The 26,906-nt window shown below is 72.3% G+C and carries 23 protein-coding genes, 1 pseudogene and 1 riboswitch; of the genes and pseudogenes, 13 read left to right on the top strand and 11 right to left on the bottom strand.

Annotated elements, in window-relative coordinates:
• Nucleotides 1-184: 184 nt before the first annotated feature.
• Nucleotides 185-1,084: pseudogene (locus tag ACTMTF_RS06185) on the top strand (RNA polymerase sigma factor); the annotation flags it as partial.
• On the opposite strand, the gene ACTMTF_RS06180 reads toward ACTMTF_RS06185, so the two are convergent.
• The 3 genes from ACTMTF_RS06180 to ACTMTF_RS06170 are packed head-to-tail and all read right to left on the bottom strand — an operon-like array spanning nt 1,081 to nt 4,731.
• Nucleotides 1,081-2,181: a winged helix DNA-binding domain-containing protein gene (locus tag ACTMTF_RS06180; protein ID WP_441109630.1), complete on the bottom strand. Its 1,101-nt coding sequence runs from the start codon at nt 2,179-2,181 to the stop codon at nt 1,081-1,083. The pseudogene ACTMTF_RS06185 and the gene ACTMTF_RS06180 overlap by 4 nt on opposite strands.
• A 16-nt stretch (nt 2,182-2,197) precedes the next feature.
• Complete coding sequence (locus ACTMTF_RS06175; RefSeq protein WP_441109629.1) at nt 2,198-3,628, bottom strand: WS/DGAT/MGAT family O-acyltransferase; 1,431 nt, start codon at nt 3,626-3,628, stop codon at nt 2,198-2,200.
• Between the two features lie 38 nt (nt 3,629-3,666).
• A complete protein-coding gene (locus tag ACTMTF_RS06170) occupies nt 3,667-4,731 on the bottom strand; it encodes a winged helix DNA-binding domain-containing protein (RefSeq protein ID WP_441109628.1) in 1,065 nt (354 codons plus the stop codon).
• A 9-nt stretch (nt 4,732-4,740) separates the two neighbouring features.
• Here ACTMTF_RS06170 and ACTMTF_RS06165 point away from each other — a divergent pair, with 9 nt between their 5' ends.
• Complete coding sequence (locus tag ACTMTF_RS06165; protein WP_441109627.1) at nt 4,741-5,928, top strand: cysteine desulfurase-like protein; 1,188 nt, start codon at nt 4,741-4,743, stop codon at nt 5,926-5,928.
• A 74-nt stretch (nt 5,929-6,002) separates the two neighbouring features.
• Here ACTMTF_RS06165 and ACTMTF_RS06160 read toward each other — a convergent pair whose 3' ends face one another.
• Nucleotides 6,003-6,824 (bottom strand): SDR family oxidoreductase, encoded by an 822-nt coding sequence (locus ACTMTF_RS06160; protein ID WP_441109626.1) that lies wholly within the window; start codon nt 6,822-6,824, stop codon nt 6,003-6,005.
• Nucleotides 6,825-6,899: 75 nt separating this feature from the next.
• Here ACTMTF_RS06160 and ACTMTF_RS06155 point away from each other — a divergent pair, with 75 nt between their 5' ends.
• Together ACTMTF_RS06155 and ACTMTF_RS06150 are read left to right on the top strand one after the other, a co-directional pair.
• Nucleotides 6,900-7,367, top strand: coding sequence for a MarR family winged helix-turn-helix transcriptional regulator (locus ACTMTF_RS06155; protein ID WP_441109625.1), 468 nt, complete (start codon nt 6,900-6,902; stop codon nt 7,365-7,367).
• Between the two features lie 20 nt (nt 7,368-7,387).
• Nucleotides 7,388-8,359 (top strand): tyrosine-type recombinase/integrase, encoded by a 972-nt coding sequence (locus ACTMTF_RS06150; protein ID WP_441109624.1) that lies wholly within the window; start codon nt 7,388-7,390, stop codon nt 8,357-8,359.
• 16 nt (nt 8,360-8,375) lie between these two features.
• Here ACTMTF_RS06150 and ACTMTF_RS06145 read toward each other — a convergent pair whose 3' ends face one another.
• On the bottom strand, nt 8,376-9,041 hold the full coding sequence (locus ACTMTF_RS06145; protein WP_441109623.1) for a TetR/AcrR family transcriptional regulator: 666 nt from the start codon (nt 9,039-9,041) through the stop codon (nt 8,376-8,378).
• 107 nt (nt 9,042-9,148) lie between these two features.
• Here ACTMTF_RS06145 and ACTMTF_RS06140 point away from each other — a divergent pair, with 107 nt between their 5' ends.
• The 8 genes from ACTMTF_RS06140 to ACTMTF_RS06105 all read left to right on the top strand — a co-directional run bounded on the left by ACTMTF_RS06140 (nt 9,149) and on the right by ACTMTF_RS06105 (nt 17,460).
• Nucleotides 9,149-9,523, top strand: coding sequence for a nitroreductase family deazaflavin-dependent oxidoreductase (locus ACTMTF_RS06140; RefSeq protein WP_441109622.1), 375 nt, complete (start codon nt 9,149-9,151; stop codon nt 9,521-9,523).
• Nucleotides 9,524-9,618: 95 nt separating this feature from the next.
• Nucleotides 9,619-9,999, top strand: a complete 381-nt coding sequence (locus ACTMTF_RS06135; RefSeq protein WP_441109621.1) for a YbaB/EbfC family nucleoid-associated protein — start codon at nt 9,619-9,621, stop codon at nt 9,997-9,999.
• Nucleotides 9,996-10,310 (top strand): hypothetical protein, encoded by a 315-nt coding sequence (locus ACTMTF_RS06130; protein ID WP_441109620.1) that lies wholly within the window; start codon nt 9,996-9,998, stop codon nt 10,308-10,310. The genes ACTMTF_RS06135 and ACTMTF_RS06130 overlap by 4 nt, the downstream gene beginning before the upstream one ends.
• A 7-nt stretch (nt 10,311-10,317) precedes the next feature.
• Nucleotides 10,318-14,292: a hypothetical protein gene (locus tag ACTMTF_RS06125; protein ID WP_441109619.1), complete on the top strand. Its 3,975-nt coding sequence runs from the start codon at nt 10,318-10,320 to the stop codon at nt 14,290-14,292.
• Nucleotide 14,293: 1 nt separating this feature from the next.
• On the top strand, nt 14,294-14,995 hold the full coding sequence (locus tag ACTMTF_RS06120) for a hypothetical protein (protein WP_441109618.1): 702 nt from the start codon (nt 14,294-14,296) through the stop codon (nt 14,993-14,995).
• 268 nt (nt 14,996-15,263) lie between these two features.
• Nucleotides 15,264-15,641: a hypothetical protein gene (locus tag ACTMTF_RS06115; RefSeq protein ID WP_441109617.1), complete on the top strand. Its 378-nt coding sequence runs from the start codon at nt 15,264-15,266 to the stop codon at nt 15,639-15,641.
• Nucleotides 15,642-15,897: 256 nt separating this feature from the next.
• A complete protein-coding gene (locus ACTMTF_RS06110; RefSeq protein WP_441109616.1) occupies nt 15,898-16,305 on the top strand; it encodes a MerR family transcriptional regulator in 408 nt (135 codons plus the stop codon).
• An 87-nt stretch (nt 16,306-16,392) separates the two neighbouring features.
• Nucleotides 16,393-16,529: riboswitch (cyclic di-AMP (ydaO/yuaA leader) on the top strand.
• 13 nt (nt 16,530-16,542) lie between these two features.
• Nucleotides 16,543-17,460 carry a D-alanyl-D-alanine carboxypeptidase family protein gene (locus tag ACTMTF_RS06105; RefSeq protein WP_441109615.1) on the top strand — a complete coding sequence of 306 codons (918 nt, stop codon included), beginning with the start codon at nt 16,543-16,545 and terminating at the stop codon, nt 17,458-17,460.
• Between the two features lie 15 nt (nt 17,461-17,475).
• On the opposite strand, the gene ACTMTF_RS06100 is transcribed toward ACTMTF_RS06105, so the two are convergent.
• The 6 genes from ACTMTF_RS06100 to ACTMTF_RS06075 are packed head-to-tail and all read right to left on the bottom strand — an operon-like array spanning nt 17,476 to nt 24,804.
• Nucleotides 17,476-18,198, bottom strand: coding sequence for a maleylpyruvate isomerase family mycothiol-dependent enzyme (locus ACTMTF_RS06100; protein WP_441109614.1), 723 nt, complete (start codon nt 18,196-18,198; stop codon nt 17,476-17,478).
• Nucleotides 18,198-19,034: a fumarylacetoacetate hydrolase family protein gene (locus ACTMTF_RS06095; protein WP_441109613.1), complete on the bottom strand. Its 837-nt coding sequence runs from the start codon at nt 19,032-19,034 to the stop codon at nt 18,198-18,200. The genes ACTMTF_RS06100 and ACTMTF_RS06095 overlap by 1 nt, the downstream gene beginning before the upstream one ends.
• Complete coding sequence (locus ACTMTF_RS06090) at nt 19,031-20,179, bottom strand: cupin domain-containing protein (protein ID WP_441109612.1); 1,149 nt, start codon at nt 20,177-20,179, stop codon at nt 19,031-19,033. The genes ACTMTF_RS06095 and ACTMTF_RS06090 overlap by 4 nt, the downstream gene beginning before the upstream one ends.
• Nucleotides 20,180-20,193: 14 nt before the next feature.
• Nucleotides 20,194-21,387, bottom strand: coding sequence for a thiolase family protein (locus ACTMTF_RS06085; protein WP_441109611.1), 1,194 nt, complete (start codon nt 21,385-21,387; stop codon nt 20,194-20,196).
• A 16-nt stretch (nt 21,388-21,403) separates the two neighbouring features.
• Nucleotides 21,404-22,636, bottom strand: a complete 1,233-nt coding sequence (locus ACTMTF_RS06080; RefSeq protein WP_441109610.1) for an FAD-dependent oxidoreductase — start codon at nt 22,634-22,636, stop codon at nt 21,404-21,406.
• On the bottom strand, nt 22,633-24,804 hold the full coding sequence (locus tag ACTMTF_RS06075; RefSeq protein WP_441109609.1) for an acetate--CoA ligase family protein: 2,172 nt from the start codon (nt 24,802-24,804) through the stop codon (nt 22,633-22,635). Before ACTMTF_RS06075 ends, ACTMTF_RS06080 begins: the two co-directional genes overlap by 4 nt.
• Before the next feature lie 548 nt (nt 24,805-25,352).
• On the opposite strand from ACTMTF_RS06075, the gene ACTMTF_RS06070 reads away from it, so the two are divergent.
• A complete protein-coding gene (locus tag ACTMTF_RS06070; protein WP_441109608.1) occupies nt 25,353-26,906 on the top strand; it encodes an ABC transporter substrate-binding protein in 1,554 nt (517 codons plus the stop codon).

The raw sequence follows: 26,906 nt of genomic DNA, 5'->3' as shown, positions 1-26,906 counted from the left end.
TAGCTTGGGGGTGAACAATTCTCCCGCTCGTGCTAGGGGGCCGATTCCCGAACTCGACAAGCACCCGACGCCGGTGCCGGCGCCGCCGCCGACTCCGTCCAACCCGAGCGAGGAGATCGCCTTGACCCAAGCAGCAGCAGAGCTCGTCGACCTGGACGACAACACGACTTCAGTCATCGGCACCGACTCCGTCAAGACCTACCTGAAGGAGATCGGGCGGGTGCCGCTCCTGACCGCCTCTCAGGAGATCGACCTGGCCAAGCGCATCGAGGCCGGTCTGTTCGCCCGGGAGCGGCTCGACACCGAGGACGGCATCAGCGGTGAGCTCCGCGCCGACCTCGAGTGGATCGCCGACGACGGGGACCGCGCCAGACAGCGGATGCTGGAGGCCAACCTGCGCCTGGTGGTGTCCATCGCCAAGCGCTACACCGGCCGTGGCATGCTCTTCCTCGACCTGATCCAGGAGGGCAATCTCGGCCTCATCAGGACGATCGAGAAGTTCGACTACCGCCTCGGCTACAAGTTCTCCACCTACGCCACCTGGTGGATCAAGCAGGCGATCACCCGGGCCATGGCCGACCAGGCGCGCACGATCCGCATCCCGGTGCACATGGTAGAGATGATCAACAAGGTCGCGCGGGCCCAGCGCACGCTGCAGAGCGACCTCGGCCGCGAGCCCACCCCGGAGGAGATCGCCGCCGAGACCGAGCTCACCACCGACCGGGTGATCGAGGTGCAGGGCTACGGCCGCGAGCCGATCTCCCTGCACACGCCGCTCGGGACGGAAGGCGACAGCGAGTTCGGCGACCTCATCGAGGACACCGAGGCCGTCTCCCCCGCCGAGGCCGTCTCCTTCACGCTGCTGCAGCAGCAGCTGCGCGCGCTGCTGGACGACCTGTCCGAGCGCGAGGCGGGCGTGATCTCCATGCGCTACGGCCTGACCAACGGCAAGCCGATGACCCTCGACGAGATCGGCCGCATCTATGGCGTGACCCGCGAGCGGATCAGGCAGATCGAGGCCAAGACGATGTCCAAGCTGCGCCACCCGTCCAGGGCCATGGCGCTGCGCGACTACCTCGGCTAGCGGCCGGCGCCGCTCGGCCGGTGCTCTGCCGAGGGGCGGCGCCATGTGATGGTGCCGTCCGGCGCGCCCGCGAAGCCGAGCAGGCCGGCGCCCTCGGCGGCGAGTTCGGCCCTGGCCGGCTCCGGCAGCGGGTGGAAGGGCCGCAGGTCCAGCGCGCCGTCCTTGATGTCCCACATGCCGGCGACGACGCCGTCGACGAGGAAGGTGGGGAAGATGACGGCGCCCACGCACACGGCTTTGCGCTGCTCGTCCGTCATCAGCCGGGTGCGGTCGGCGTACGCGACGATGAGGTTGTCGAAGGCCGGCAGGAAACGCACGGGAGCGGGCACGTCCTCCTCGGCCAGCGGCGCGTCCGGCAGGTCGTAGAGGACACGACCCTCGGTGTCGTGATATTTCCGTAAAGACATGGCGTCGATCACCGGCCGCAGCCGGGTCAGGCCCGACCACATCTGCACGTCCATCACGCTCGCGGGGCCGAAGGCGGCGAGGTAGCGGGTGACGAGTCGTTCGACGGGCAGGGCGTCGTCAAGCGGCCGTCCGAGCCACTCCTCGGCCAGGGTGAAAGGGGTCGCCCCGCCCCGGTTCCAGATGCCGCTCGGCGGGGTGTGCACCACCGGCACCAGCGCCTGCGCCGACCAGCCGAGCGCCATCGGCTCGACGTCCGGCCAGCGTTCCAGGAGCAGGTCGCGGAGCTGGGGCCGGGTCAGCGTACGGCCCGCTAGGTGGCCGCGGGCCAGCGTCACCAGCTCGTCCAGGTCCACCCCGGCGGTGGTCCGGCCGAACCCGGCCTGCCGGGCCCGCGACATCGGCGCCTGCATGAGCGGCCGCAGCCACCGGTAGTCGTCGGCCAGGGCCAGATGCTGGGTGCCGCGCAGCAGCGAGCCGCGGACGACCTGCCTGCCGTACAGCAGGGAGGTCAGGTCGTCGTGGGCGAAGGAGGCCAGGCGCGACCACAGGCCGAAGTACGGCGGGTTGACCTCCTGCCCCTGGAGGGCGACCAGCCGCTCGATCGCCCGCGCCGGGGACAGCGACGAGCGGGCGAGCAGGAGCTGGCGGTTCAGCGTCGTGCGGTTGAGCACCCTGCGGTTCAGCTTCATACCGGCAGGCTAGGCACTATCGCGGAAAGGAAGCTTCCGCATTGAGCAGTTCGTCGAGTGCTTCGCGCAGGTGTCCGGCCAGCTCCCACGCGTCCGGCACCATCGTCCGGTCGGTGACCACTCCGAAGTCGAGGGAGCCGTCGTAGGAGAAGGCGGTGATGTTCACCCCGCCGCTCATGTCGGTGATCACCGAGACCGGATAGTGGTGCAGCAGCCGCACGCCGGACACGTACAGCGGGAACTGCGGGCCCGGCACGTTCGAGATGAACACGTTGATCGGCGGCACGGTCTGCCCGACCAGCCCGAACGCCGACCTGGAGGCGAGCCCCATGAGCGCCGCGGGCATCGACTCGCTGAACTCGCGCAGCCACCGCGCGGGCGACAGCGAGAACCGGTCCTTGATCCGCTGCATCGCGTGCCGCACCTCGTGCAGCCGGGCCACCGGATCGTCCAGGTGCACGGCCAGCGGCGCGGTCATGATCGTGACCTGGTTGCCCGTCCCCTCGTCGCCCGCCGCGCGCAGCGAGAACGGCACCCCGGCCACCAGCGGCTGGTCCGGGACCCCGCCGTGCGCGGCGAGCCAGCGGCGCAGCGCTCCCGCGCACACCGCCATGACCACGTCGTTGACGGTGACGTCGAATTCCTTGCGCACCGCCTTGAACTCCTCCAGCGGCAGCGAGACGAACGCGAAGCGCCGGTGCGCCGAGATCGGTCCGCTGAACGGCGTCTTCGGCGCGGGCAGCGACGGCAGCTCCGGCGCCTGCCCGCTGCCCGCGGCCCGGCGCGCCAGCGCCGCGACGGCCCCGCTGCCGGGCAGCGACGACACGACGGGGATCTCGTCCAGGTGCGGCATCGCGCGGGCGGCGAACCGCAACGCCTGCGCCGGGTTGCCGGCCATCCTGGCCAGCCCGCGCGCCACCATCTCGGCGTGGCCGGGCGGCGGCTCGTCCCACTCGGGCTCGTGCTCGGGCGGGGGCGCGGGGACGGGCCCGAGGTCGAGCAGCGCGGCCAGCACGTCCGCGCCGCCGACGCCGTCCACGGCCGCGTGATGGATCTTCACATAGAGCCCGGTACGCCCGCCGCGCAGCCCGTGGATCAGGTAGATCTCCCACAGCGGCCTGCCCCGGTCCAGGCGGCGCGGATGCAGCCGGGCCACCTGCTCGGCCAGTTGCCTGTCGTCCCCCGGCGGCGGCAGCCCGATCTCACGTACGTGGTAGTCGAGGTCGAGATCGTCTTCCCGCACCCAGTAGGGGTGGTCCAGGCCGAACGGCACCGGGGCCAGCTTGCGGTGCAGCGCCGGGACGTACGGCAGCCGCGCCTCCAGCAGGTCCTGCAGGTCGGCGCGGTTGAGACTTCCCTCGAGAACGGCCAGGCCGGCGATGTTGGCGACGTTCGTGGCGGTCTCGAAGTGCAGGAACTGCGCATCCAGGGCGGTCAGCTGGGACATGGTGAAATGGTGACACCTCCGCCCTGAACCAACCAGACTCACCCCACTACTTCAAGTCGGCGGCCCGGCGCGTCCGGCTCGGCGAAGGCCAGCAGCGCCATCCCCTCCTCTTCCAGCGGGTCCATCGGGTGCTCGGCGAACGGGGTGACGAGCAGCCTTGCCTGCTTGCCGGAGCGCTTGATCTGCCATGTGCCGGCGGCGAAGCCGTCGATGAGGTAGGTGGCGCGGATCCGCAGGTTCTTGGTGGCGACCGCGCCGCGGTGCTCGTCGGCCAGCACCCGGGTGCGGTCGGCGTGGCCGAGCATCAGGTTGTCGAAGTCCGGCAGGAACCTGACCGGTGCGGGCACGTCGCCGCCCGGCCGGGGCGCGCCCGGCAGGTCGTACAGCTCTCTGCCCGTCTCGTCGGTCAGCACCTCCAGCCGGTCGCGCAGGCCGGCGAAGACGGGCTTGAGCCCGCCCAGCCCGGACCAGACCTGCATGTCGGCGACGGTGGCGGGCCCGAACGCGGCCAGGTAACGCTCGACCAGGTCCGCCGTCGAGGGCGCCGGGTCGAGGTCGATGCCGGGCGGCGCGAAGGCGGACTCGCGGGCGAAACTCCACCGGTCCCCCGTCGGCACCATGATCAGCGGCGCGAGCATCCGCACCGCGTAGCCGAGCGCCCGGTCGTCGGCCCCGGGGAACTCCGCCTGCAGCCGTGGCCGCAGCTCGTTGAACGTGTGCGGCCGCTCGGCCAGCATCCGGCCGGCGGCCTTCACCACGGCGTCGACGTCCCCGCCGAGATCCACGGCGTCGAAGCGCCGCGCGGCGGCTTCCAGCACGGGCCGCAGCAGCGGCCGGAACGCGGCGAAGTCCGCCGCCGTCACCAGGTGCAGGGTGCCGCGGTGCAGGGTCGCCCGCACCACCATGCGGGCGTGCAGCGCCGCGTGCAGGTCGTCGCGGGCGAAGCCGGCCAGCCTGTTCCACATCCCCAGGTAGGGCGGGCGCGGCTCCTGCGCCTGCAGCCCGGCCAGCCGGTGCACGACGTCGGTCACGGCGCCCTGGTGCCGCCGCAGCAGGTGCTGACGCGCCAGGGTGGCCCGGTTGAGGTCCCGCAGGCTGAGCATGATTCCATCATGCTCCTTCCCATCGCATCAGTACGTTCCTCCTATCCCGCCCTGACCGACGGCCACGCCTACCTCGACGGCGCGGCGGGCACCCAGGTTCCGCAGGCGGTGATCGACGCCATCGCCGGCGCCTACCGAGCCGGAATCGGCAACGTGGGCGGCGCCTTCCCGGCCAGCCATCGCTCGGAGGCGATCGTGGCGGCGTGCCGGGAGGCCGTGGCCGACCTGGTCGGCGGTCGGCCCGGCGGGGTGATCCTCGGCCCCAACATGACGACCCTCACCTACCGGCTGGCCGGGGCGCTGTCCAGGGACTGGGGGCCGGGCGACGAGGTGGTGCTGTCGCGGCTGGACCACGACGCGAACGTGCGCCCGTGGGTGCAGACCGGGGCGACGGTCCGCTGGGCCGAGGTCGATCCGGTGACCGGCGAGCTGCCGGTGGGGCAGTACACCGAGCTGATCGGCGAGCGTACCCGGCTGGTGGCGGTGACGGCGGCGAGCAACGTGCTCGGCACTCGCCCCGACGTGGCCGCGATCACCGCGCTGGCGCACCGGGCCGGGGCGCTGACGTACGTGGACGGGGTGCACGCCACCGCGCACGGCCCGGTCGACATGCGGGCGCTGGGCGCCGACTTCTACGCCACCAGCGCCTACAAGTGGTCCGGCCCGCACATCGGCGCGGTCGTCGCCGACCCGGCCCTGCTGGAGACGGTCAGGCCGGACAAGCTGGCCTCCTCCCCCGACACCGTGCCCAACCGTTTCGAGCGGGGCACCGCCGCCTTCGCCGACCTGGCCGGGGTGACGGCGGCCGTGGACCATCTGGCCGCGCTGACCCCCGGCACGGGGACGCGCCGCGAGCGGCTGCTGGCCTCGATGACGGCGGCGGAGAAGCACGAGCTGGAGCTGTTCGAGGTCCTGCAAGCGGGCCTGGAGGCGATGCCGCACGTCACCATGTACGGCAAGCCCGTCAGGCGCACCGCCACCGCGTACTTCACCGTGGCCGGGCACACGCCTCTGGAGGTGGCCCAGCACCTGGCGGCGCGCGGCGTGAACGTGGCGAACGGGCACAACTACGCCTGGGAGGTCACCGCCGCGCTCGGCATCCGCGACGCGGGCAGCGCGGTGCGGGCCGGCCTGGTCCACTACAACGACCGCTCCGACGTGGACCGGCTCCTGGAGGGCGTGGCCGACCTGGACTGAGCCCGTCCGGCCCGCCGGCCCGGTCGGTCGGTCGGCGCGGCCGGGAAGCCTACCGGCGGCAGGGCGCTTCCGGTTCAGTGGGGCGGCTGGAAGTCACCGGCGTGGTCGGCCGCCCAGGTCTCGAAAGGGCGGGCCGGGTGGCCGGTCAGCTCTTCGACGGTGGCGGTGAGTTCGGCGGGCCTGCCGTCGTTGGACCGCCACCAGTCGAGCAGCGCGTCGGCGACGTGGCCCGGGATGTGCTCGGACATCTCGGCCTTCCACTCCTCCCGGGTGACGTGCCGGGTGCCGATGCTCTGGCCGGTCACCTGGGAGAGGTGATCGATCTGCTCGGCGAAGGTGAGTGATCGAGGGCCGGTCAGCGTGTAGGGCCGTCCGGAAATTTCCGCCTTTGTCAGTACGGCCAGCGCGACGTCCGCGACGTCGGCCTCGTGGATGGGGTCGCTGTGCGCGTTCGGGTACGGCAGGCTCACCGGCCTGCCGGACCTGATCGGCCAAGCCCAGGCCAGCGCGTTGGAGGCGAACGAACCGGGGCGCAGCGTCGTCGCCCTGACCGGCCCGGCCAGCAGGGCGCGCTCCACCTCCAGGTGCGACGCCGCGATCGGGTCGGACTCGGCGCCGGGACCGAGAACGGCCGAGGACGAGAGCAGGACGATGTGCTCGACCCCGGCCCCGGCCGCCTCCCGGACGAACGCGTCGGCGTGTGCGGGGTGGGCGTACAGGAAGACCGAGCGCACGCCCTTGAGCGCGGCCGGGAAGGCGGCCGGGTCGCTCAGGTCGCAGGTGTGCTCGGCCCCGGGGTCGCTGGAGGCGGCGCGGACGTCCATGCCGCGCTCGCGCAGGAGGGCGATGAGGCACGTGGCGACGGCGCCACGGGCGCCGGTGACGAGAATGGTCATGGTTCCTTCAGATCTATAAGCGTGCGTCACGCACATGTTGCGTAACACACATAAACTGGCCGACAGGGAGGGCTCGTGTCGAACCGGCAGGAGTTGATGGGGCGGATCACCGCCGAGAGCCAGCGGCACTACGCGGCGTACGCGCTGTTCAACCAGGCCATGGCCGACCATCTCGGCCTGCACCCCACCGACCTCCAATGCGTGTCCATGCTCGACCTGGAGGGCCGCCCGGTCACCACGGGCCGGATCGCCAAGCTCACCGGGCTGACGCCGGGGTCGGCCTCGCGGCTGGTCGACCGGCTGGAGAAGGCCGGGCTCGTCGAACGGCGGGCCGATCCCGAGGACCGCAGGCGAGCCCTGGTGGCGCTGACACCCGGCGTCCAGGACCGGATCGCCGCGGCCTGGGACCGGCCGGGGGCCGCCTACAACGAGTTGCTCGCCACCTACTCCGACGCCGAGTTGCGCCTCATCGCCGACTATCTGGGCCGGGCCACCGGCATGGCGCTCGGCCAGGTCGAGCGGCTCGCGTCCGGCGACCGCTGAACGGCTTCTAAGATCACCTTATGAGTCTGCCCGCCGTGCTGGACTCGGCGGCGTCGCCCGTCGAGCCGGCCCGCGACGCCTACCACGTCTACCTCGCCTCGCTGACCAGCCCGGAGTCGCGGCGCACCATGCGCGGCTGCCTCGACCGGCTGGCCCGGCTGCTCACCGGCGACGAGTCCGCCACCGGCTCGGGGCAGCCGTGGCACCTGCTGCGCTACGAGCACACCGTGCGCATCCGCACGCTGCTGACCGAGCAGGGCTGGTCGGCCGCCTACGTCAACAAGCACCTGGTGGCGCTGCGCCGGGTGCTCAAGGAGTCCTGGCGGCTCGGCCAGACCACCACCGAGGACTACGCGCGCGCCTCGGACCTGGCCCCCGTACGGCAGAGCCGCCTGCCCACCGGTCAGCACGTGCCGCCGGAGGTCGTCGGAGCGGCCCTGTCGGCCTGCGACGACTCGGCGGCCGGGATGCGTGACGCGGCGCTGATCGCGGTGCTGTACTCGACCGGCTGCCGCCGCGCCGAGGTCGGCGGGCTGGCGCTGGCCGACTACGATCCGGGCGCCCGCTCGCTGCGGGTGCGCGGCAAGCGCGACAAGGAACGCCTGGTCTATCTGACGACCGAGGCGATCGGCCTGCTGGAGCGCTGGCTGAAGGTACGGGGCCGGACTCCGGGGGCGCTGTTCAGCCCGATCAGCAAGGCCGGGCGGCTGCGGCTGCGCGACGACCGGCCGGTGGGGCTGACAGGACAGGGGATCGCCGACATCCTGGCCCGCCGGCTCGGCGAGGCGGGCGCGTCCCCGCGCACCGCGCACGACTTCCGGCGCACGTTCATCGGCGAACTGCTGGACGCCGGGGTCGACCTGGCGACCGCCCAGGCGCTGGTGGGCCACTCCTCTCCGGCCACGACCGCCCGCTACGACCGCCGCCCCGAGCGCACCCGCCGCGAGGCCGTCGACCGCCTCCGCCTCCCTCCGGCCCGCCCCCTGGCCTGACCGGCGGGGGCGAGGTTCACGTGGCGGGGCTCTGCCCGCGGCGAGCTTCGAGCGCGTCCAGGATCAGGTCCAGGCCGTAGCCGAACTCGCTCGTGTGGTCGTAGCCCGGGCGCAGGGCGTGCTCGACGATCATCTCCGTGAGGTACGGCAACTCGTCCGCGGGCAGCCGCCCGAGGATGCCGCCGGCCACTTCGTCGACGTCGGCGGGCGTCTTCACCGGCAGGTTCGCCTCCTGGAGGACGTATCCGCCGATGTAGCTGTCGATGAGCGAGACGGCGTGCGCGGCCATCGGCAGGGTGAACCCCGCCTCCCGGAGGACGCCGAGGACGGCGTCGTGGTGGCGTAGCGTCGCCGGCCCCGGGTGGCGGCGGGAGTCCAGGAGAGCGAGGGCCCAGCTGTGCCGAGACAGGACCGTACGCGCGGAGTGAGCGCGCGTCCGGATCGCGTCGCGCCAATCGCCGCGCTCGGCGCCGGGCAGCTCGATCGCGGCGAACACCGTGTCGACCACGCCGTCGAGGATCGCGTCCTTGTTCGGTACGTGGTGGTAGAGCGACATCGCCTCGACGCCCAGTTCCTGCGCCACCCGTCGCATCGTGATCGCCTCCACGCCGCCGCGATCCGCGACCCTGATCGCGGCTTCGAGCACGCGACCTCGGCTGAGCGGTAGCGGTGCTGGGGACACGACGGCTCCTGGGTGGGCGCGGGTTGACAACCTTACGAGTGTAAGCCAGCCTTACGTCGGTAAGTCTCCTTACGGGTGTAAGTCGCGACGAGAGAAGGTGGTCCCGAATGCCGATGCCGAGGTGGTGGGGGCAGGTCAACAAGCGAGTGTTCAACCCTCGCGCGATCGCGGGCGGAAAGTGGCCGGTGCTGACGCACGTCGGCCGCGCGTCCGGTGCGATTTACCGCACGCCGCTCGACGCGTATCCCGTCGACGGCGGCTACCTGTTCGTCCTGGTGTACGGATCGGGCTCGGACTGGGTGCGGAACGTCCTGGCGGCCGGCGGTGCGCGGCTCCGGGTCTACGGGCGGGAGGTGGAGCTCGCCGTCCCACGCCTCGTCGGGGAGGACGAGGCGTTCCAGGCCCTCCCCGATGAGGCGGCACGCCCACCGAGGCTGCTGCGCATCACCGAGTTCCTCCGCATGGACCTGGCCACGGGCTGACGATCGGAATTTGAGCAAATCGGAATTTGAGCAAAAGGCCTAACTACGCGGCAAAATAGAAGTCATTCGTTAACCAAGTGGCAGGTGATGGCCGAGTGAACGAGTTCCAAGCGGCGGTCGAGGAGCTGGCCGCCGACATCGATCAGCGGATCGCCGGCACGCGCGCGGCCTACCGGGCGGTGGGGGCGATCGAGGCCACGGCACAGTCCGCGGACGGCATGATCAGCGTGACGGTGGGTCCTCAGGGCCGGCTCCGCGACATCCGGCTCCATCCACGGGCGTACCGGCACCTGTCCCCGTCCGAGCTGGCCGGCGCGATCATGGAGCAGGCCGCACGGGCCACGGCGGACGTCGCGGAGCAGCGCAGACGACTCATCGCACCACTCATGCCCGAGGAACTGCCCTACGACGAGGTGTTCGGTCAGGGCGTCACACTCGACGCGTTCCTGCCGCCGCCCGTGGACGGGGACGCATGACCGAGCCGTCCCGGGACGGCTTCGACGTCCGCCCCGACGCGCTGCGCCGCGGCTCCCACGCCTACGACGAACAGTGGCGGACCGCGGCGGAGGTGCGCGACCTCCTGCGAGCGGCCTTCGACCACGACAGGAAGGCGCTCGGCGACGACGAGTACGGCGCGGAACTCGCCAAGAAGCTGCCGGGGATCGAGTCGGGCATCTTCACCGCGTTGCGGTCCTACATCGACGCGCTGGACCGGATCGCTCCCGGCCTGCACACCAGCGCGGCGAATTACGAGGCGGCGGACCGTCCCCCCGCTGCCGGCTCCTGACCGTCGCATGGGGTTCGACGGTGTCCTGGTCCCTGACTGGGCCAAGGGGTACGTCGGCTGGGTGGTCGGTATGGACTGGCCCGAAGGGGACGAAACAGGTTGTTTCAGACTCGCCGACGCCTGTGTGTCCGCCGCTCACCGGCTCGTCGAGGGCACCGCCGCCGACCAGCCGTGGACCGCGGACAAGATCGGCGCGGACTGGGACGGCAGCGCCCACCTGGCCTTCGCCGAGTACGTCGCCAAGGTCACCGACGCCCAGGTCGCCGACGTGGTGAACCGCCTCGTCAACGCCGCCGTCGCGCTCAACGGCGTCGGCGTGCAGATCCAGTGCGCCAAGTACATGATCGAGCTCACCGTCTGGCTGCTGATCGCGCAGCTGACGTACCTGCTGGCCGCCTCGCTGGCCAGCGGCGGGGCCACCCTGGCGATCATCCCGGCGCGGGTGCGGCTCGCCCGCATGACCGTCGCTCAGATCGCCGAACGCACGCTCGCGAACATCGCGATCTTCGCCGGGGTCGTCGCCGCCATGGACGGCGGCGTCCAGCTCACCCAGCTGCCCCAGGGACGCAGGGACGAGCTCGACCTGCGGCAGCTCGGCATCTCCGCGCTCAGCGGCGGGGCCATGGGCGGGGCGATGGGGCTGCTGTCCGGCGGGCTGACCCGGCTGGCCACACCCGCGCTGCGCGCCGGGCTGACCAGAGCGGAGATGAGCACGGCCGAGCGGCTGCTGGCGGCCGCCACCTCGTCGCTCCATGGTCAGGCCGCCCAGGACGCGCTGACCGGTGGGCTCACCACGGCTGGGACCATGCTGGCCCAAGGCGACTTCAGCTGGGAGCTCCTCGCCAAGGGCATGACCTCCAGCGCCCTCGGCGCCGATGGCCAGCACCTGACCACGACCCTCCCCAGGGGCGGCGACCCGCCGCCCGATCGCCGCGCTGTTCCCTCTCTCACCTCGTCACCCGGTCCCTCGCCGGACCCCCGCGTGACCGACACCGATGGCGGCACCTCTCTGAGCCAGGTGCGCCACGGCCAGGACGCTGTACCCGGCCGGGACGCTGTGCCCAGCCCGGACGCTGTCCCGCAGGTCCCTGCGGAGCGGCCGTCAGGCCCCGGCGTTCCGGGGGAGACGAGGGCGCACACCGTACCGGATCAGGGTTCGGCGCCCGTACACGGAGCCGAGCGCGGCGGCGCGGCGGATCCGTCACCGCGCCCCCTCGATCAACCCGCACCTCCGCCCCCGCGCGAGCACAGCGCCCCCGCGTCCCGGAACGCCACTGAGCAGACAGCCGATGGTGGCGTGCGGCGGCCTGGCGACCCGCTGTCCGGCGGCACGCCGCGCCGCGACACGGAGGGTGTGGAAGGCGCGGAGGGCGCTGCCCCGGACGTGCCGCCACCGGGAACGGGCCGCGGTGAGAGCGGTACGGCGGGGGGTCAGGGAGCGCTCAGCGAGCCGGCCCCCACCAGCCGGATCGAGCGGCTGCTCAACCACGTCCCCGAGCCCGGAGACAGCGCGCCTCGCACGCAACCGCCGGACCGCACCACTCCGGCCGCCGCCGGCGACGTCCCACCGCCCCCAGCAGGCTTCGCGCCGTCCCCGGCAGGCGTCCCGCCGACCCTCGCGAGCGTGCCGCCGATGCTATCCCGAGCGGACGGCGATCCCGCTCCGCCCCCAGGGCAGGCGGGCTCGCGAAGCACTCCCGCGCGGGTCCCGTTCGACTTCGAACGCTTCTACAACGACCCCCGCTGGTCGGCGGACGCCACGAAGTTCGAGCGGCGTCTGGGCGCCCACTACTTCAACGACCCGCAGACCCTGGACGCCGCCCGCACGGTGCTGAGCAAGCTGCGGGACGTCCTCCTGGCCCTCACCCCGGGGGAACCGGGCGAGTCGCCCGCCGCCTTCGCCCGCCGCGCGGAGAGCCCCTTCTTCAAGGACGACCCGGCCAGCGCCGGCCAGGTGGGCACGCGCGCCGGCCTGACGGTCGACGACCTGCTCGCCCACGGGAACCTCCGCGAACTGGTGACCGCGGTCTACAACGCCGCCTATTACAACCGCCACAACCCGCACATCTTCGGCAAGGCCCTGCTCCGCATCATGGACACCGGCGCCTGGGATCGGGCTCGCGAGGTCGGTCTCGACGTCGCGGAGGTACGCCGGGCGCACCACCAGTTGGACGAGCGACTCCACCGTCCGCTGCTCGGACGGCTGGAGGCCAGGTTTATGGACGACAGCTACACCTTCGCCCGCGACCCGTTCGGCACGGGCAACGTCGGCATGCTGTCCGAACGCGGGGCCCGGGACGTCGCCGAGATGGTCAGCAGCCAGCACAACCGGAACGAGCGCTCCGAATCGGAGATCCAGCGGCTCGGCCTCCATACGACACCCGCTCATTACGAAGAGCTGGGCGCGCCGCTGGGCAGATTCGAGCGGGCGCTGGTGGAGGAGAACGTCGACGGCGGGCTCGGTCCCGACACGCCGCTGCCCTGGAGGGAGGGCGCGACCGCGCACGAGTCCACGTCGACCCGGTGGGCGAGCAAAGTCTCCGGTGAGGGTTTCCTCGTGGTGGACGGGATCTCAGGCACCACGGCCAAGATGCTCACCGCGGTCAAGATGCTCGACCTGGGGCGTCCGACGACCGAGCGGTTCCTCGGCGCGCTCATGGGCTGGATGCTGCCGGGCCTGGACCACTCCCTGTTCGAGATCGCCAGAGGCGCGCAGATCGCCGACGTGGGCGGGATGAGGCTCGACCCCGGATCCCGGCCCTCGGCCGTGGACTTCTACCGCGACCTGCCCGGCCTCGATCTGGCCACGCTGCGGCACGAGATCCTGCCCGACGGCATGTTCCCACACGAGCACCGATATTTCGCGAACGCCACGGACAAGGCCGGTTTCTCCGAGACGCAGCATCCCAAGGTCCGCGAGACCGTCGACCGCCTCTGGCCCCAGCTCGCCAGCGGCCAGGTGACCGACCCGGATCTGTCGAACTGGCTGCGGCGTTCCGGCATCGACCCGGCGGACCCGGCCGAGGTGCGCGCGCTGGGCGAGCGGTTGTCACCGGCGCATGTGATGGCGCTGACCGTGTACACCCGGCACAGCCACTACCTCATCAACAACGTGACGCGCACCCAGCTGTGGACCGCGGGAATGTCGGAGTCCTTGGTCCGCCACCGCATGGTGGACAAGGCCGGCCGGCTGGTCGGCGACTACCTGGACAACCTGGCCGCGGGCACCAAGGCGCTGCCCCTGCCGATGGCGCTGCGCCCGATGCTGCACGTCGGGGACGGTCACCTCGACTCGCGTTCGCCGCTGAGCCCGCTCGCCGGCGCCTACGTCGACGCGGTCCGCCGTACGGACGAGGCCAAGCAGCGGGTCGCCGGCCTGCAGGAGCGGGGCCGTACGCAAGAGGCGAGGCAGGCGGGCGGGGAGCTCAGACAGGCGCGCAGGGACCGGCGGGAAGCGTGGAACGCGCTGAAGGAGCGCCTCGACGGGGTGACGCCACGCCTGTGGGACGAGATGCGCTGGCACGCCGACATGGCGCACGACGCGATGACGCGGCTACCCGGCGTCGGCTCACCGGAGAGCCCCGTGCAGGCGTACCGGGGGGACTGGATCACCCCGGTCCACTCCCCCATCTACGGCTCCCGGCTGCACCCGCACGGGACCGCCCGGGAGTTCCTGAGCGTGAGCGGGCTGCTGGAGGTGGCCATCCGGTTCATGGCGGAGAATCCGGCCGGCGACCGCAAGGTCCTGGTCGCCTATCGGCTCACCGGGCGACAGGCGCGCGACATCTCCGTCTTCTCCTCCTTCGCCGAGGACCAGGAGTCCGTCTTCCCACCGCACTCGCGTACGCGCCGGGTCGACGATCTGGAGTCGGCCGCGAGGCTTCGCGAGGAGGCGGACCGGCTGGCCGCGGACATGGTCGTCCGGGGCGTCATCCCGGAGGCGCCGCGGTCCTATGAGATCATCGTGATGGAGGAGAGCTGACGTGAGCGCCGAGTGGGGCGAGCTGGACGAGAGGGCGTGGCGGCTCTACAGCGGCGCGCACAGGCTGTTGCTCCGCCTGGCCGGTCAGGTGCCCGACGAGCTGATCGCCCGGGTCCGCGCCATGCTGGCCAGGGGTGAGCTGTCCTACCTGCCCGACACGGTGACCATGGCGGCGGTGGCGGGCGGGGTCGCGCTGACGGCCGAGGAGGTCGCCGTCCTGCGCGAGATGCTCGCCGCGCTCGGCGCGGACGGTGAACCGGCAGGCGCCGACGCGGTCGCGGTCACGACCGGCACACCCGCGACGGATCACGTCTTCTCCCCCGATGCGGCTCGCCCGGCACGCGTGCCCGCTGGGCTCGACCTGACGGACGGCGTCCCTGGCGAGTTCGCCGACCTGGAGGACGAGCTGTTCGACCTCACCGACCACCTCGTGGTCGACGCGTTGAGCGAGCACGCGGGCGTCGCGGAGGTCCGGCGCGCCTGGCGTGCCGGCCTCTCGGGGCCGCGCCGCGTCTATCTGGCCGAGGTGGACCCAGGTGTCCCGGCCTGGGAGCTCGCCCTGGAGGCGCAGGACGAGCTGCTGGAGATGGGCGAGCACGATCCGCAGGTCGAGGTCTACTGGACCGGCGACGACCTGCCCTCGTACCACCGGTCCGCACACGCGTCCGCCATCCTCCTGTGGAGGCGCCCCGACCCTGCGTGAGCCGCCGCCGGACGGCTTTCCGGGAGGTCTCTCAGGAGAGTTTCGCCGCCTGCGGCTTGCCGTGCTCCTCGAACAGTTCCCGCAGCTGGCGAGGGTCGTACGCGGTCGCGAGCGACAGGGTCAGCAGGAGCCGCGCCCTGCGCCTGCTGGAACCGCTGCGGCGAGGGGGTGCCCCTCATTCTTCGAGAAACGGCCGTCCAGGTAAGTCACGCCCACCGGTGATCCGGGAGGAGAGGCCTCCCTACCTCCGGATGGCTACGCTGGTCGGGTGACCCTCGAACTCCCATACGACGAAGTACCGGCAGATCCCGAGCAGCGCAGGCCGTGGTTGAGGAAGATCGCGTGGTGGGTGGCCACGGTCTTCGCCGGCGGCTTCGCGATCGCACAGGGCCTCACCAGCGGCGTGGTGGCCTCCGTCGCCGTCCTGCTGTTCTTCGCGTTGCCCGACATCGCCCGCGTGATCAGGCTGCGTAAGACCACCCTGCTGTACCGCGCGGTGCACGAGCCGTGGGTGCCGCTCGTGTTCGTGATCGTCTACTCCCTCAGCCCGCTGTTCTGGGCGCCGCTGTTCACCGCCGGGCTCGGCTGGCTCACCCGGTCCCTCCTCATCCGGGCCCTCCGCTACGGACTGCCCCGGCTGCTCTGAGCGGCGCACCGGTCCGGGCCCCGCTGTCCGTACGACGCGGCGGGCGGTCGCGTACACCGTCCGCGCGCCGCGCTTCAGGAGCTCCGCGGCGAACCGGCGGCCGATGCCGCGGTTGGCGCCGGTGCGAGGGCGATCTGGTCGGTGATGTCCCTGCGGAAGCGTTCCTCCTCATGCGCAACCGCTCGTCACGTGCGACGCGGCTACGCTGATAGTTGACGTTGACGTCAAGGGCAGGTCGGCACCGAAGGAGATCATCGTGCGCATCGGGGATGTGGCGAGCCGCGCCGGAGTGAGCACCAGGGCCTTGCGGTACTACGAGGAGCAGGGCCTGCTCGATCCTGAGCGCACGGCGAGCGGGCAGCGCAGCTACCCCGAGTCCGCGGTCCAGCGGGTCCGCCTCATCCAGCATTTCTACGCCGCGGGGTTGCCGAGCCGGACCATCCTGCACGTGCTGCCCTGCGTCGACGCCGGCACCGCGACGCCCGAGGTCCTCGACGTCCTGTCCGTCGAGCGCGACCGCATCGCGGCGAAGATGGCCGAGCTGGAGCATGCTCTCGCCCAGCTGGACCGGGTGATCGATTTCGCCCGGCACCCGGATCACTGCTCCGCCCCCCGTACACGGGGTGCGACCCCCTCGTGGGCGGGCGATCATAACAATTCTTGACCGATTTATACCCGTTTGCTACGTTTGGGGCTTGCGAGCGGCGGTCCCGTACATGCGGCCGTTGCTGTTCATTGCCCGGACCGTGCCTTCGCGCGGCCGCCTAATCCGCCGTCAGGCGGAGCCGGGGACCCACTTTCTGGGGTGAATCAGCGCATATCCGCGCTGTAGGGCACTTCCACGCCCGAACCCGTCAGCTAACCCGGTAGGCGGTATGGAAGCTAGGAGCTAGCCTTTTTCATGCGTCTCACCAACCGGCTCAGCCATGCCCTGCTCGGCCTCGCCGTCGCCACCGGCGCCCTGACCGTCGGCGCCGGTGCCGCGCAGGCCGCCTCGCCGGCCGCCACTGCCGTCACCGCCGACGCCACGGCCGCCACCCAGACCCGATCCCCCGTCACAGACGCTCCCGCCGTGCTCGGCAGCGCCGCGTACCTGATGGACGCGGAGAGCGGCGAGGTGCGCTTCAGCAAGGAGGCCGACCTGCGCCGGCCGGTCGCCAGCATCACCAAGGCGATGACCGCCTACACCGTGCTCAAGCAGGCCAAGCCGACGGACAAGGTCAAGATCACCGCTGCGGACGTCCGGTACGGCGCCCAGGGCGGGGCGTCGGTGGCCTACCTGCGCGCGGGTGACGTCCTCACCGTCGAGGACCTGCTGTACGGGCTGATGCTGCCTTCGGGGGCCGACGCGGCGCACGCGCTCGCCCGCGCTTACGGGCCGGGCGTGAAGACGTTCGTCGCCGAGATGAACGCCACCGCCCGCGAGCTCGGCATGAACGACACCATGTACGTCAACGCCGACGGCATGCCGTACCAGGGCGGCGGCTACTCCACCGCCCGTGACCAGGCGATGCTCGCCAAGGCGCTGCTGGACGACGAGACCCTCAGGACGGTCACCTCGACCCGCTACCACTCGGTCAGCGCCACGTCCGAGCACGGCTCGTACAGCTGGAAGAACACCAACCGGCTGCTCGGCAACCCGGGCGTCCTCGGCGTGAAGACCGGCTACACCCGGGCCGCGGGCTACACCCTCGCCTTCGCGGCCGAGCACGACGGCGACCGTCTCATCGGCGTGCTCCTCGGCGAGACCGACTCCAGCCGCCGCTTCGAGACCGCGCAGGCCCTGCTGGACTGGGCGGCGGCCGCCGACGACCGATGAGCCCGGCACGCGGTCCTAGAGCCACCGGGGCAGCTCCGGCGCCGGTCGGCCGCCGAGGCCGGTGACGCCGTCCGTCCCCCGGCCGGAGAGGTATGCCGCGAGGCCGGCGAGGGTGCCGGTCACCGGGGTGGAGCCGCCGGCGCCCGCGGTGGACCACTCGCCGTCGTGGTCGGTGGCCGTGACGGTGAGGGCGGGTCCGTCACCGGCGCCGGACCGTTTGGCGGTGATGTCGCCGATCAAGGCGGCGAGGAAGTCGGCCGGGAGGGCGTCGAAGCCCACGCCCGTGCCCAGGTCGACCGCGTGGACCATGACCTCACGGGCCCGCATCCAGGGGATCTCGCCGGCCGGGACGGTGCGGCCCTGGGCGGTGCGGACCTGACGGGCCCACTGCCGCTCGTCCAGCTCGGCGAGCCGCTCCTGAAGCGTGCCGGCGGACCGCGTGGCCCAGGCGCGCAGCTCGGCCGCCGGCCGGGCGGCACCCGCCTCGATGTCGGCGTCACGCTGCGCCGGGGAGGCGTACATCGGCGTCTCCTCCCCGGTGCGCGCCCACTGGGCCAAGTTGACCAGCGCGTCGGCGTTGGCGGCGACGTGGGCCAGCAGGTGCCCGCCGGTCCAGCCGTCGAGCGCCGTCCGCCGGAGCAGCCGGTCGTCCGGCAGGGTGTCCAGGGCGCCGAAGAAGATCTCGGTGCCCTGGGCCGTCCAGCGCAGGCTGTCGGCGCGGCTCCTGCCCGCGGCCATCAGGCCACCGACTCGGCGACGGCCTTGGCCTCGGACCGGCCCAGTCCGGTGATCTCGGTGGTCAGGACGCTGCCGTCGGCGAGGTACCGGGCGGGCTTCCGGGCGTGCCCGACCCCGCCGGGGGTGCCGGTGGCGATGACGTCACCCGGGCTGAGCGTGACGATCGTGGAGACGTAGCGCACCAGGTCGACGGGGTCGAACACGAGGTCCGAGGTGTCGGCTCGCTGCACGGTCTCGCCGTCGACGGATCCGGTCAGGGTGAGCGACGGCCGGGTGCCGCCGGGCAGTTCGTCGGGGGTGACCAGGTACGGGCCGAACGGCGTGCTGCCTTCCCAGGTCTTGCCCTGCAACCACATCGCCGAGCGGTACTGCCAGTCGCGCATGGTGACGTCGTTGAACAGGGCGAACCCGGCGATGGCCGCGACGGCGTCGGTCTCGCCGGCGCGCCGCACGGTCTTCCCGATGACGACCGCGAGCTCGGCCTCCCAGTCCACCTGCCCGGATTCCGGCGGGAGCCGGATCTCGTCGTCGGCCCCGATGAGCGCCTCGGCGTACTTGGCGAACAACGTGGGGTGGCGCGGCAGCTCCCGGCCCATTTCGAGGATGTGGTTGCGGTAGTTCAGGCCGACACAGACGATCTTGCCGGGGCGGGGGACGACCGGCGCGTAACCGACGCTCGCCACTGTGCTTCCCGACCCCCGCGCGGCTCGCGCGGCCCAGTCCGGCCGGGTGAGCAGCTCGCCGACGTCGTTGAGGCCGAGGTCTACCAGGGTCTCCCCCTCGACGCGCACGGCCCGGGTGGCGCCGTCGGCGGTGCGGATGGTGGCGAGCTTCATGCGTTCCGTCCTTCCACGTGGGCGCGGTCGAGGTGCAGCGCCTCGAAGATCGGCCCGTCACTGAATCTGAAGAGATCGAGGGCGCCCGCGTCGGAGTCGGACGCCGAGGCCTCGGACCTGGCCGAGAACGGCGTCCAGGACGGGACGACGAACAGATCGCCCCGGGTGACCGACCAGGACACGTCACCGACCGTGACCCGCCCGCTGCCGTCGAAGACCTGGTACACCGAGGAGCCGACCTCCTGGCGAGGCGCGGTCTCCGCGCCGCTCCGGATCCGGTGCATCTCCACCCGGATGGTCGGCAGCACGTCGCCGCCCGTGGTGGGATTGGTGTAGCGCACCGCCGCGTGGCCGGGCTCCACGGTCCCGGCATGGCCTTCGGCCTCGAGGTCGAGCTGGTCCGTCAGCGCGCGGTCGGTGTCGGCCCACCGGTAGGCCAGCAGCGGGGTGCCGGGCTGGGAGCCGGTGACCGAGACCGGGCGCAGGCCGGGATGGCCCCACAGCCGCTCCGATCGGGACCGTTCGGGGGTGGTGCGTTCGGCCGCGCTGATCTCCTCCCGGCCGAACTCGAAGAACTGGGCGTCGGTGGCGTACTGGAAGGGGATGTCCAGGCCGTCGATCCAGGCCATCGGCTCGCCGGTGGCGTTGTGGTGGGCGTGCCAGTTCCATCCCGCCTGGGGCAGGAAGTCCCCGCGGCGCATCGGCACCGGATCGCGGCCGACCACGGTCCAGACGCCCTCGCCCTCGACGACGAACCGGAACGCGTGCTGGGTGTGCCGGTGCTCCGGGGCGTCCTCGCCCGGCATCAGGTACTGGATCGCCGCCCACAGCGTCGGCGTCGCGAACGGCCGGCCGGCCAGCGCCGGGTTCGCCAGCGCGATCGCCCGCCGCTCCCCACCCCGGCCGACGGGCACCAGGCGCCCCGCCCGGCCCGCCAGGGCGAGCAGGCTCTCCCACCGCCACAGGTGCGGGACCGCCCTGGAGCGTGGGTGCGGCGGCATCAGGTCACCGATCTCGGTCCACAGCGGGACCAGCAGCTCCTGCTCGAAGCCGCGATACAGCTCCTCCAACGCCGCTGACGGCGTCGGCTGGTCCGGCGAGTCGACCACGGTGAGGCGAACCGGCGAGTTCGCGGTCTCGGTCATGTCTGGGTCCTTCATCAGTCGGTGACCTCCACGACCACCGCGCCCGCGCTGTCCCCGGCGGCGCAGCCGGTGAACAGGCCACGGCCGCCGCCTCGCTCGCGCAGCGCCTCGATCAGCTCGGCGATCGCGCGGGCTCCCGTGGGCCCCTGCGGGTGGCCGTAGATCAGGCTGGAGCCGTACGGGTTCATCCGCTCCAGCGGGAAGCCCGTCTGGCGGGCGAAGTACAGGTCGTTGACCGCGAACGGATTGTGCGTGGTCACCAGGTCGATGTCGGTGATGTCCAGCCCGGCGTCGTCGAGCGCGGCACGCGCGGCGGGCACCGGGGCCTTGGGCATGCGTGCCGGCTCCACCCGCGCGAAGGCGACGGCCAGCAGCCGGGCCACGCCCGCTCCCCCGCTCATCTCCCGGGCCAGACCAGCGCTGGTCACGACCATGCCGGCCGTGCCGTCCGCCGGGTGGGTCTGGGACCCGTAGGTGATCACTCCGTCCGGGGAGGCGGGCGCCAGCTTGGCCAGGCCCTCCGCGCTGGTGTCGTACACGCCGTGGTCCTCGGCGACCACGGTCACCGCTCCCCGGCGCCCCGGCACGTGCGCCTCCACCAGGTAACGGCGCTGGAAGGCGCGGTCGCCGGCGAGCGCGGCGCGGTACTGCTCGTAGCGGAGCAGCGTGACCTCGTCGATCTCCTGGCGGGTGTAGCCCTCGTCGGCGGCGACGTTCTCGCCGGTGTCGAGCATGGACTGGCCGGTGGCCGGGTCCTGGCGCATCGGGTCGAGCACCCAGTGCTCGGTCACGGGCGCGCCGCCCGGCCGGGACGCCGACGGGTAGATCATCAGAGGGCCGTTGCTCGTCCGGTCGGCGGCCACGGCCAGCGTCACCTCCTGGGCGCCGCTCTCGATCTGGACGGCGGCGGCCTGCACGATGGCGGCGGAGGTCGCGCACGCCTGGGCGATCATGGGGCCGGTCACGGCGTCCAGGCCGAGACGGGCGGCCACGGTGGGCGCGCCGTAGAAGGACGTGGGCTGCGGCACCGTCATGCCCAGGACCAGCCCGTCGATCCGGCCGGTGTCGAGCCCGGCGGTCGCCAGCCGGCGCGCGGTGACGTCGACGGCGAGATCGAGGCTGCTCATCTCGGCCAGCGGGCCCTGCCAGCGAGCGAACGGTGATGACCAGGCAAGTCCCAGTGGGATGGCCGCCTTGTCCAGTTTCATGGTGCCTCCGAGGTCGTCAGTACTTGTAGATGGTGTTGCCGGGGGCCGCCTCGCGTGGACCGTAGGGGGCGATGTCGAGCCAGTGGCCCATGCTCGGATCACGTTCGGCGTTCTCGGCCGCGGACTCCAGGCGGGCACGTTCCTCGGGGCCGGGGCGCAGGTGGGTCAGGGCGGCGCCGGCGGCGTCGCAGTTGTACACGGCCGAGCGCCTGCGCGAGAGGGCGTACTCCGTCACCGCCGCCTCGGCGCGGGCCGGGCCGGACGCGGACATGGCCAGGTGCACCGCGTTCGCGGCGGCCTCGGCGTCGGGGACGCCGGAGTTCATGCCGCGGGCGCCGAAGGGCGCGAACAGGTGCGCGGCCTCGCCGGCCAGCAGCACCCGGCGGTGCTCGTCGGCGAAGTCCTCGGCGATCACCTGCAGGAACCTGTAGGTGGACGACCAGGTCACCCGCTCGGCGTACGGCGCGGGCAGCACGGCGCGCAGCCATCCGCGCAGGCCCTCGCCCGTGCTGAGCTCCTCGGGGTCGTCATCGTCGTGCAGTTGCAGGTCGACCCGCCACCCGCCGGCGAACGGCACCAGCAGCACGTTGCGCCCGTCCACCGCGGGATGGGCGTAGTGGAAGATCCGCTCCACCGGGAGCGGGTCGCCGGGGTCCTCCTCGGCGTCCACGACGACGTACCAGCCGTCCGAGCGGCTGCCCTGCAGCGGGATGCCGAGCGAGTCGCGCACGGCCGACCGCGCGCCGTCGGCCGCGATCACGTAGTCGGCGTGCCAGCGGGTTCCGCCGGTGGTGGCGAGGATGACGCCGTCCCCGGAGGTGGCCGCCGTGGCGACCTCCTGGTTCCAGGCGAACTCGACGCCCGCTTCCTTGCACGCCTGCAGCAGCAGCCGCTCCGTCTCCACCTGCGGCAGGCTGCTGAAGTGCGGCAGCTCGCCGGGCGGCGGCGGGGTGTAGCTGCGGGAGAAGACCTCGCGGCCGGCGTAGAAGGTGCGCTTGGTGTGCCAGAGGAGCCCCTGGGCCGCCAGGTCGTGCGCCAGTCCCGGGTGGGAGCGGTCGAGGATCTCCAGCGTGGCCCGGTGCACGAAGATGGCGCGGCTGCCGGGCCGGAGCCTGTCCTGCTCCCCTGCCTCCATCACCGTGACGGGACGGCCGAGCGCGCGCAACGCCAGCGCCGCACTGAGCCCCACCGGGCCGGCGCCGACCACGATCACCGGTCGGCGGTTCGGGCTGGCTGCGCTTTCAGTCATCTGTGACCTTCCTTGGCGGATTCGGGCGCTGATTCGGGCGCGGATTCAGGCTGGGCCCGCCGGCTGCTGACGACGAGGGCGTCCAGGGCCACCGGGCCTTCGGGGGCGAGCCGCAGCGGGTTGATGTCGAGTTCGGCGATGTCGGTGTAGGTGAGGAGGATCGAGGCGGCGGCGAGCAGGACACCCGCCACGGCGTCGGCGTCGGCGTCGACGGGAGGCGCGCCTCGGTAGCCGGTGAGCAAGGCCGGGGGCAGCGCGTGGACCATGTCCAGAGCGTCGGCGCGGGACAGCGGGGCCAGGCGGAGGATCGGCTCCGGCGCGAGCTCGACGCCGACACCCCCGAGGGCGAGCAGCACCACCGGCCCGAACGCCTGGTCGCGGATGGCGCCGACGATCAGCTCGGTCCCGGCGGGCGCCTGGCGTTCGACCAGGTAGCGGGCCGGTCTGCCCAGCTCCGCGGCGAGCGCGTCCACGGCGTCGAGCGCCTGCCTCAGGCCGGTGACATCGCGGATGCCGGGGTGTACGCCGCCCTGGTCGGATTTGTGCAGGACGGTGGCGTCCAGGATCTTCACCACGACCGGGGCGCCCAGCTCGGCAAGGGCCTGCTCGGCCTCCTGCCGGCCGGCGCAGGCGCGCCCCTCGGGTATCCGGATCCCGGCCGTGGCCACCAGCGCCTTGGCCTCATGCTCGTCGAGCGCCCGCCCGCCGAGCGTCCCGTCCCGCCCGGCGGGTGCGCTTCCGCTTCCCGGCTGTGGCTCGTCGGCCGAGGTCGCGATGCGGTGGCGGGCGGCGGCGTCGGCCGCGAGCGCCCGTGCGGCCTTCGCCGCCCGGTCGGGAGAGCGGTACATGGGGACCGTGAGTTCGGCTTGGCGGGCGTCCAGCGCGGCGGCGGGGCCCCCGCAGGCGAACAGCACGGGCACAGTGTCAGGCCCAGTGTCAGGCCCGGCGTCGGGCAGTGGCTCGGAGCCGGATCCGGCCGGGGTCACCGCCTTCAGCGCGGCGACCGGGTCGAGGGCGTCCGGCTCGTCGAGGGCGTAGACCAGGAGGGCGTCCACACCCGGATCCGCGGCGACGGCCGACAGCACTGCCTCGAACGTGCCGGACGGCCGGCCGGTGTCGACGGGATTGCGCTGGTACGTCAGCGGCGGCAGCAGCTCCGCCAGCCGCCGGGTGGTGTGCCCGGCGAGCTCGGGGAGCGCCACGCCGCTGCCGCGCAGGGTGTCGGCGATGATGAGCCCGGGCCCGGCCTGGCCGGTGACCACGCCGACACCGGGCCGCCGCCGGGGGCGCATCCGCCGTACGGCGAGTGCGCGCATGGCGTCGACCAGCTCCGTCGGGTCGTCGACCACGACGGCGCCCGACTGGACCAGGGCGGCGCGGGTGAGCGCGTAGCCGCCGGTCAGCGCTCCGGTGTGGGACCGCGCGAAGTCGCCGACGTCGGCGCGTCCGACCTTGAGCGCCACCACGGGCTTGCGGGCGCTGAGCCGGCCGACGGCCTCGCACAGTTCGCGGCCCGCGGTCGCCCCCTCGATGTGCAGGCCGACCACGCGGGTCTCGTCGTCGTCCGCGAGGTGATCGAGGACGTGGTGAAAGTCCACGTCGACGGCGTTGCCGAGGCCGACGCCGAGCCGGAGGCCGAGCCCGTCGGCCGCGGCGAGGAAGGACAGGGCGAGGTTGACGCCGCCGCTCTGGGCGACGATGGCGGCCGGGCCGGGCCGCAACTCGTGCACGCCGGGCAGGAAGTTCGCCAGCACGCCCGCCGGGGGGTTCATGAAACCCGAGGTGTTGGGGCCGAGCACACGGATGGCGTGGGCTCGGGCGATGGCGCGGACGCGATCCTGCAGCGCCTGCCCGTCGGGCCCGGTCTCGGCGAAGCCGCCGGAGCAGATGACGGCGGCGCGCACGCCGGCCCGCCCGCACTCCTCCAGGGCGCCGGGCACGGCGGCCGGGGGCACGGCGATCACGGCCAGCTCGACCGCTTCCGGGATCCGCGCGATCGACGGGTAGGAGTCGTGCCCGGCGATCTGCCCGCCGCGCGGGTTGACCGGGTAGAGCCTGCCGGGCAGGCCCGCCAGCGAGCGCATCATCGCGTTGCCCGCTTTGCCGGGCGCGGCCGAGGCTCCGACGACCGCCACGCTCAAGGGGCTGAACAGCGGCCGCAGGCTCATCGCCACTCCCTCGTCCTGGTATCCGAGCAGGGCACCACACACCTCCATCTCGCCGACACAGCACTACATTAGACAGTTATATCGTCGATCGTCAAACAGCTGTCGTCTTTATGGGCGAGGGCCTTGTCGGGACGGACTATGGCTGCGAGGACGTCACCCAGCCGGTTCACGGCCAGCTGGCCATGATGACCTGCAGATACCGCCCCTATCGACCCTCAACTGTAACATTTCGCCCTACTAGACAGCGGGAATGCGCTTCAGGTCACACCGAGGCATGCGTTCTCTCCTCAGATGAGCGGCACTTGTCCTGGCGATCAACATCCCCCAGGGGAACCCTTCGCAGCCGAAGCCGACACTGCGGGCGCTGGACCACCCTCGAAGCCTTGACCTCCAGCGCGAGGACAGCACGACTCAGCAGGCGGCAGCCTTAGCCATATGAGGCAATCTATTTACGGTCGATTAAAGATATGTTACACATATGACCACCTTCGAACGCGGCCCCTGATACCGGGGGCGCCTTCTTCCCGAGCACTCCCGTGGGGTGACCCGTGCCGAACAAAGCCGCGGCCCTAGCCGCCAGCGCATTGATCTTTCTCTCCGCCGCCTGCTCCTCCGGCGCCCGGACACAAGAGCCCGCCCAGGAGCCCGGCAAGGCCGCCGCCACCATCGTCCTGGGCGTCGAGGCCGTCCGCGGGCTCGATCCCGCCCAGCTGTTCAACCTGACGCCGTCCGGCGACGCCAACCGGCTCTCGGCCGTCTTCGGCCTGCTCTTCTGGTCCGACACCAGCACCGGCAAGGTGAGCCCGGGGATCGGGGAGAGCCTGACGGCCTCCGCCGACGGCAAGGAGTGGACCATGAAGCTCCGCGCCGGGGTGAAGTTCAGTGACGGCACCCCGCTGGACGCCGAGGCGGTGAAGTTCAACTACGAGCGCATCGCCGATCCCAAGACCAGGTCACCGCTGGCCACGCTCCTTGAGGACGTGACGTTCGCCGTCTCCGGCGAGCGGACGCTGGTCATCAAGCTGCCCGATGCCAACATGGCCTTCGACCAGGTGATCGCCACCAACCTGGCCTTCATCGGCTCGCCCACGGCCATCGAGAAGGACGCCGCCGCGTTCGCCCAGAACCCCGTGGGCGCCGGGCCGTACATGCTGAAGGAGTGGGTGCGCGACGACCACATGACGCTGACCCGCAACCCCGGCTACCACGAGCAGGGCAAGCCGCTGCTGGAGACCCTCACCTTCAAGGTGATCGCCGATCCCGCGCAGCGGATCAACGCGGTCGCCAGCGGGCAGGCGCAGGCCGCGGTGCCCGGCTCCGACCTGTCGTTCATGGCGCGCGCCAAGGGCTCCGGCCTCCAGGTCACGCAGGCCGCCACGGGCGGCGGGCCGATGCTGATGTTCAACACCGCCAAGCCGCCGTTCGACGACGTCAAGGCCCGCAGGGCGGTGGTCCTGGCGCTCGACACCCAGCAGATGGCGCAGGTCGTCGACCCCGGCGCCACCGCGCCCGACAGCCTGTTCGGCGCGTCCTCGCCGTTCCACCCGGCCGCCGGCACGGTGCCCGCGCACGACGGCGCCGGCGCGCAGAAGCTGCTCGACGAGCTGGCCGCCGCGGGCGAACCCCTGAAGTTCACCATCTCCATGCCCGCCAGCGGGTTCTTCCGCCGCACCGCCGAATACCTGCAGAGCCGGCTCAGCCAGCTCAAGAACATCCAGGTGGAGATCGAGGTGCTGGACAACGCCTCGCTGGACCGCAAGGTGTTCACCAACCGCGACTTCGCGGTGTCGGCCCAGATCGTCCCGATCGCCGACCCCGAACCGAACCTGTACAAGCTGCTGCACAGCGACGGCCAGACCAACCACATGGGCTACGACAACCCCGAGGTGGACGCCGCGCTCGACAAGGGACGCCACAGCGCCGACGAGGTCGTGCGGCGGGAGGCGTACGCGACGGTCGAGAAGCTCGTCATGGCCGACCTGCCGGTCCTGCCCTTCCGGTCCCAGGTCGCCTACACCGTGCACAGCGACAAGCTGACCGGTCTGACACTGCAGGGCGACGGCTCCCTCCTCTACGAGCGTCTCGGGCTGGGCGGGAGCTGA

This window comes from Nonomuraea sp. ZG12, from assembly GCF_052068115.1.
In the GTDB taxonomy this organism is placed as follows: domain Bacteria; phylum Actinomycetota; class Actinomycetes; order Streptosporangiales; family Streptosporangiaceae; genus Nonomuraea.
This window is presented reverse-complemented; position numbering and strand designations above follow the sequence as displayed.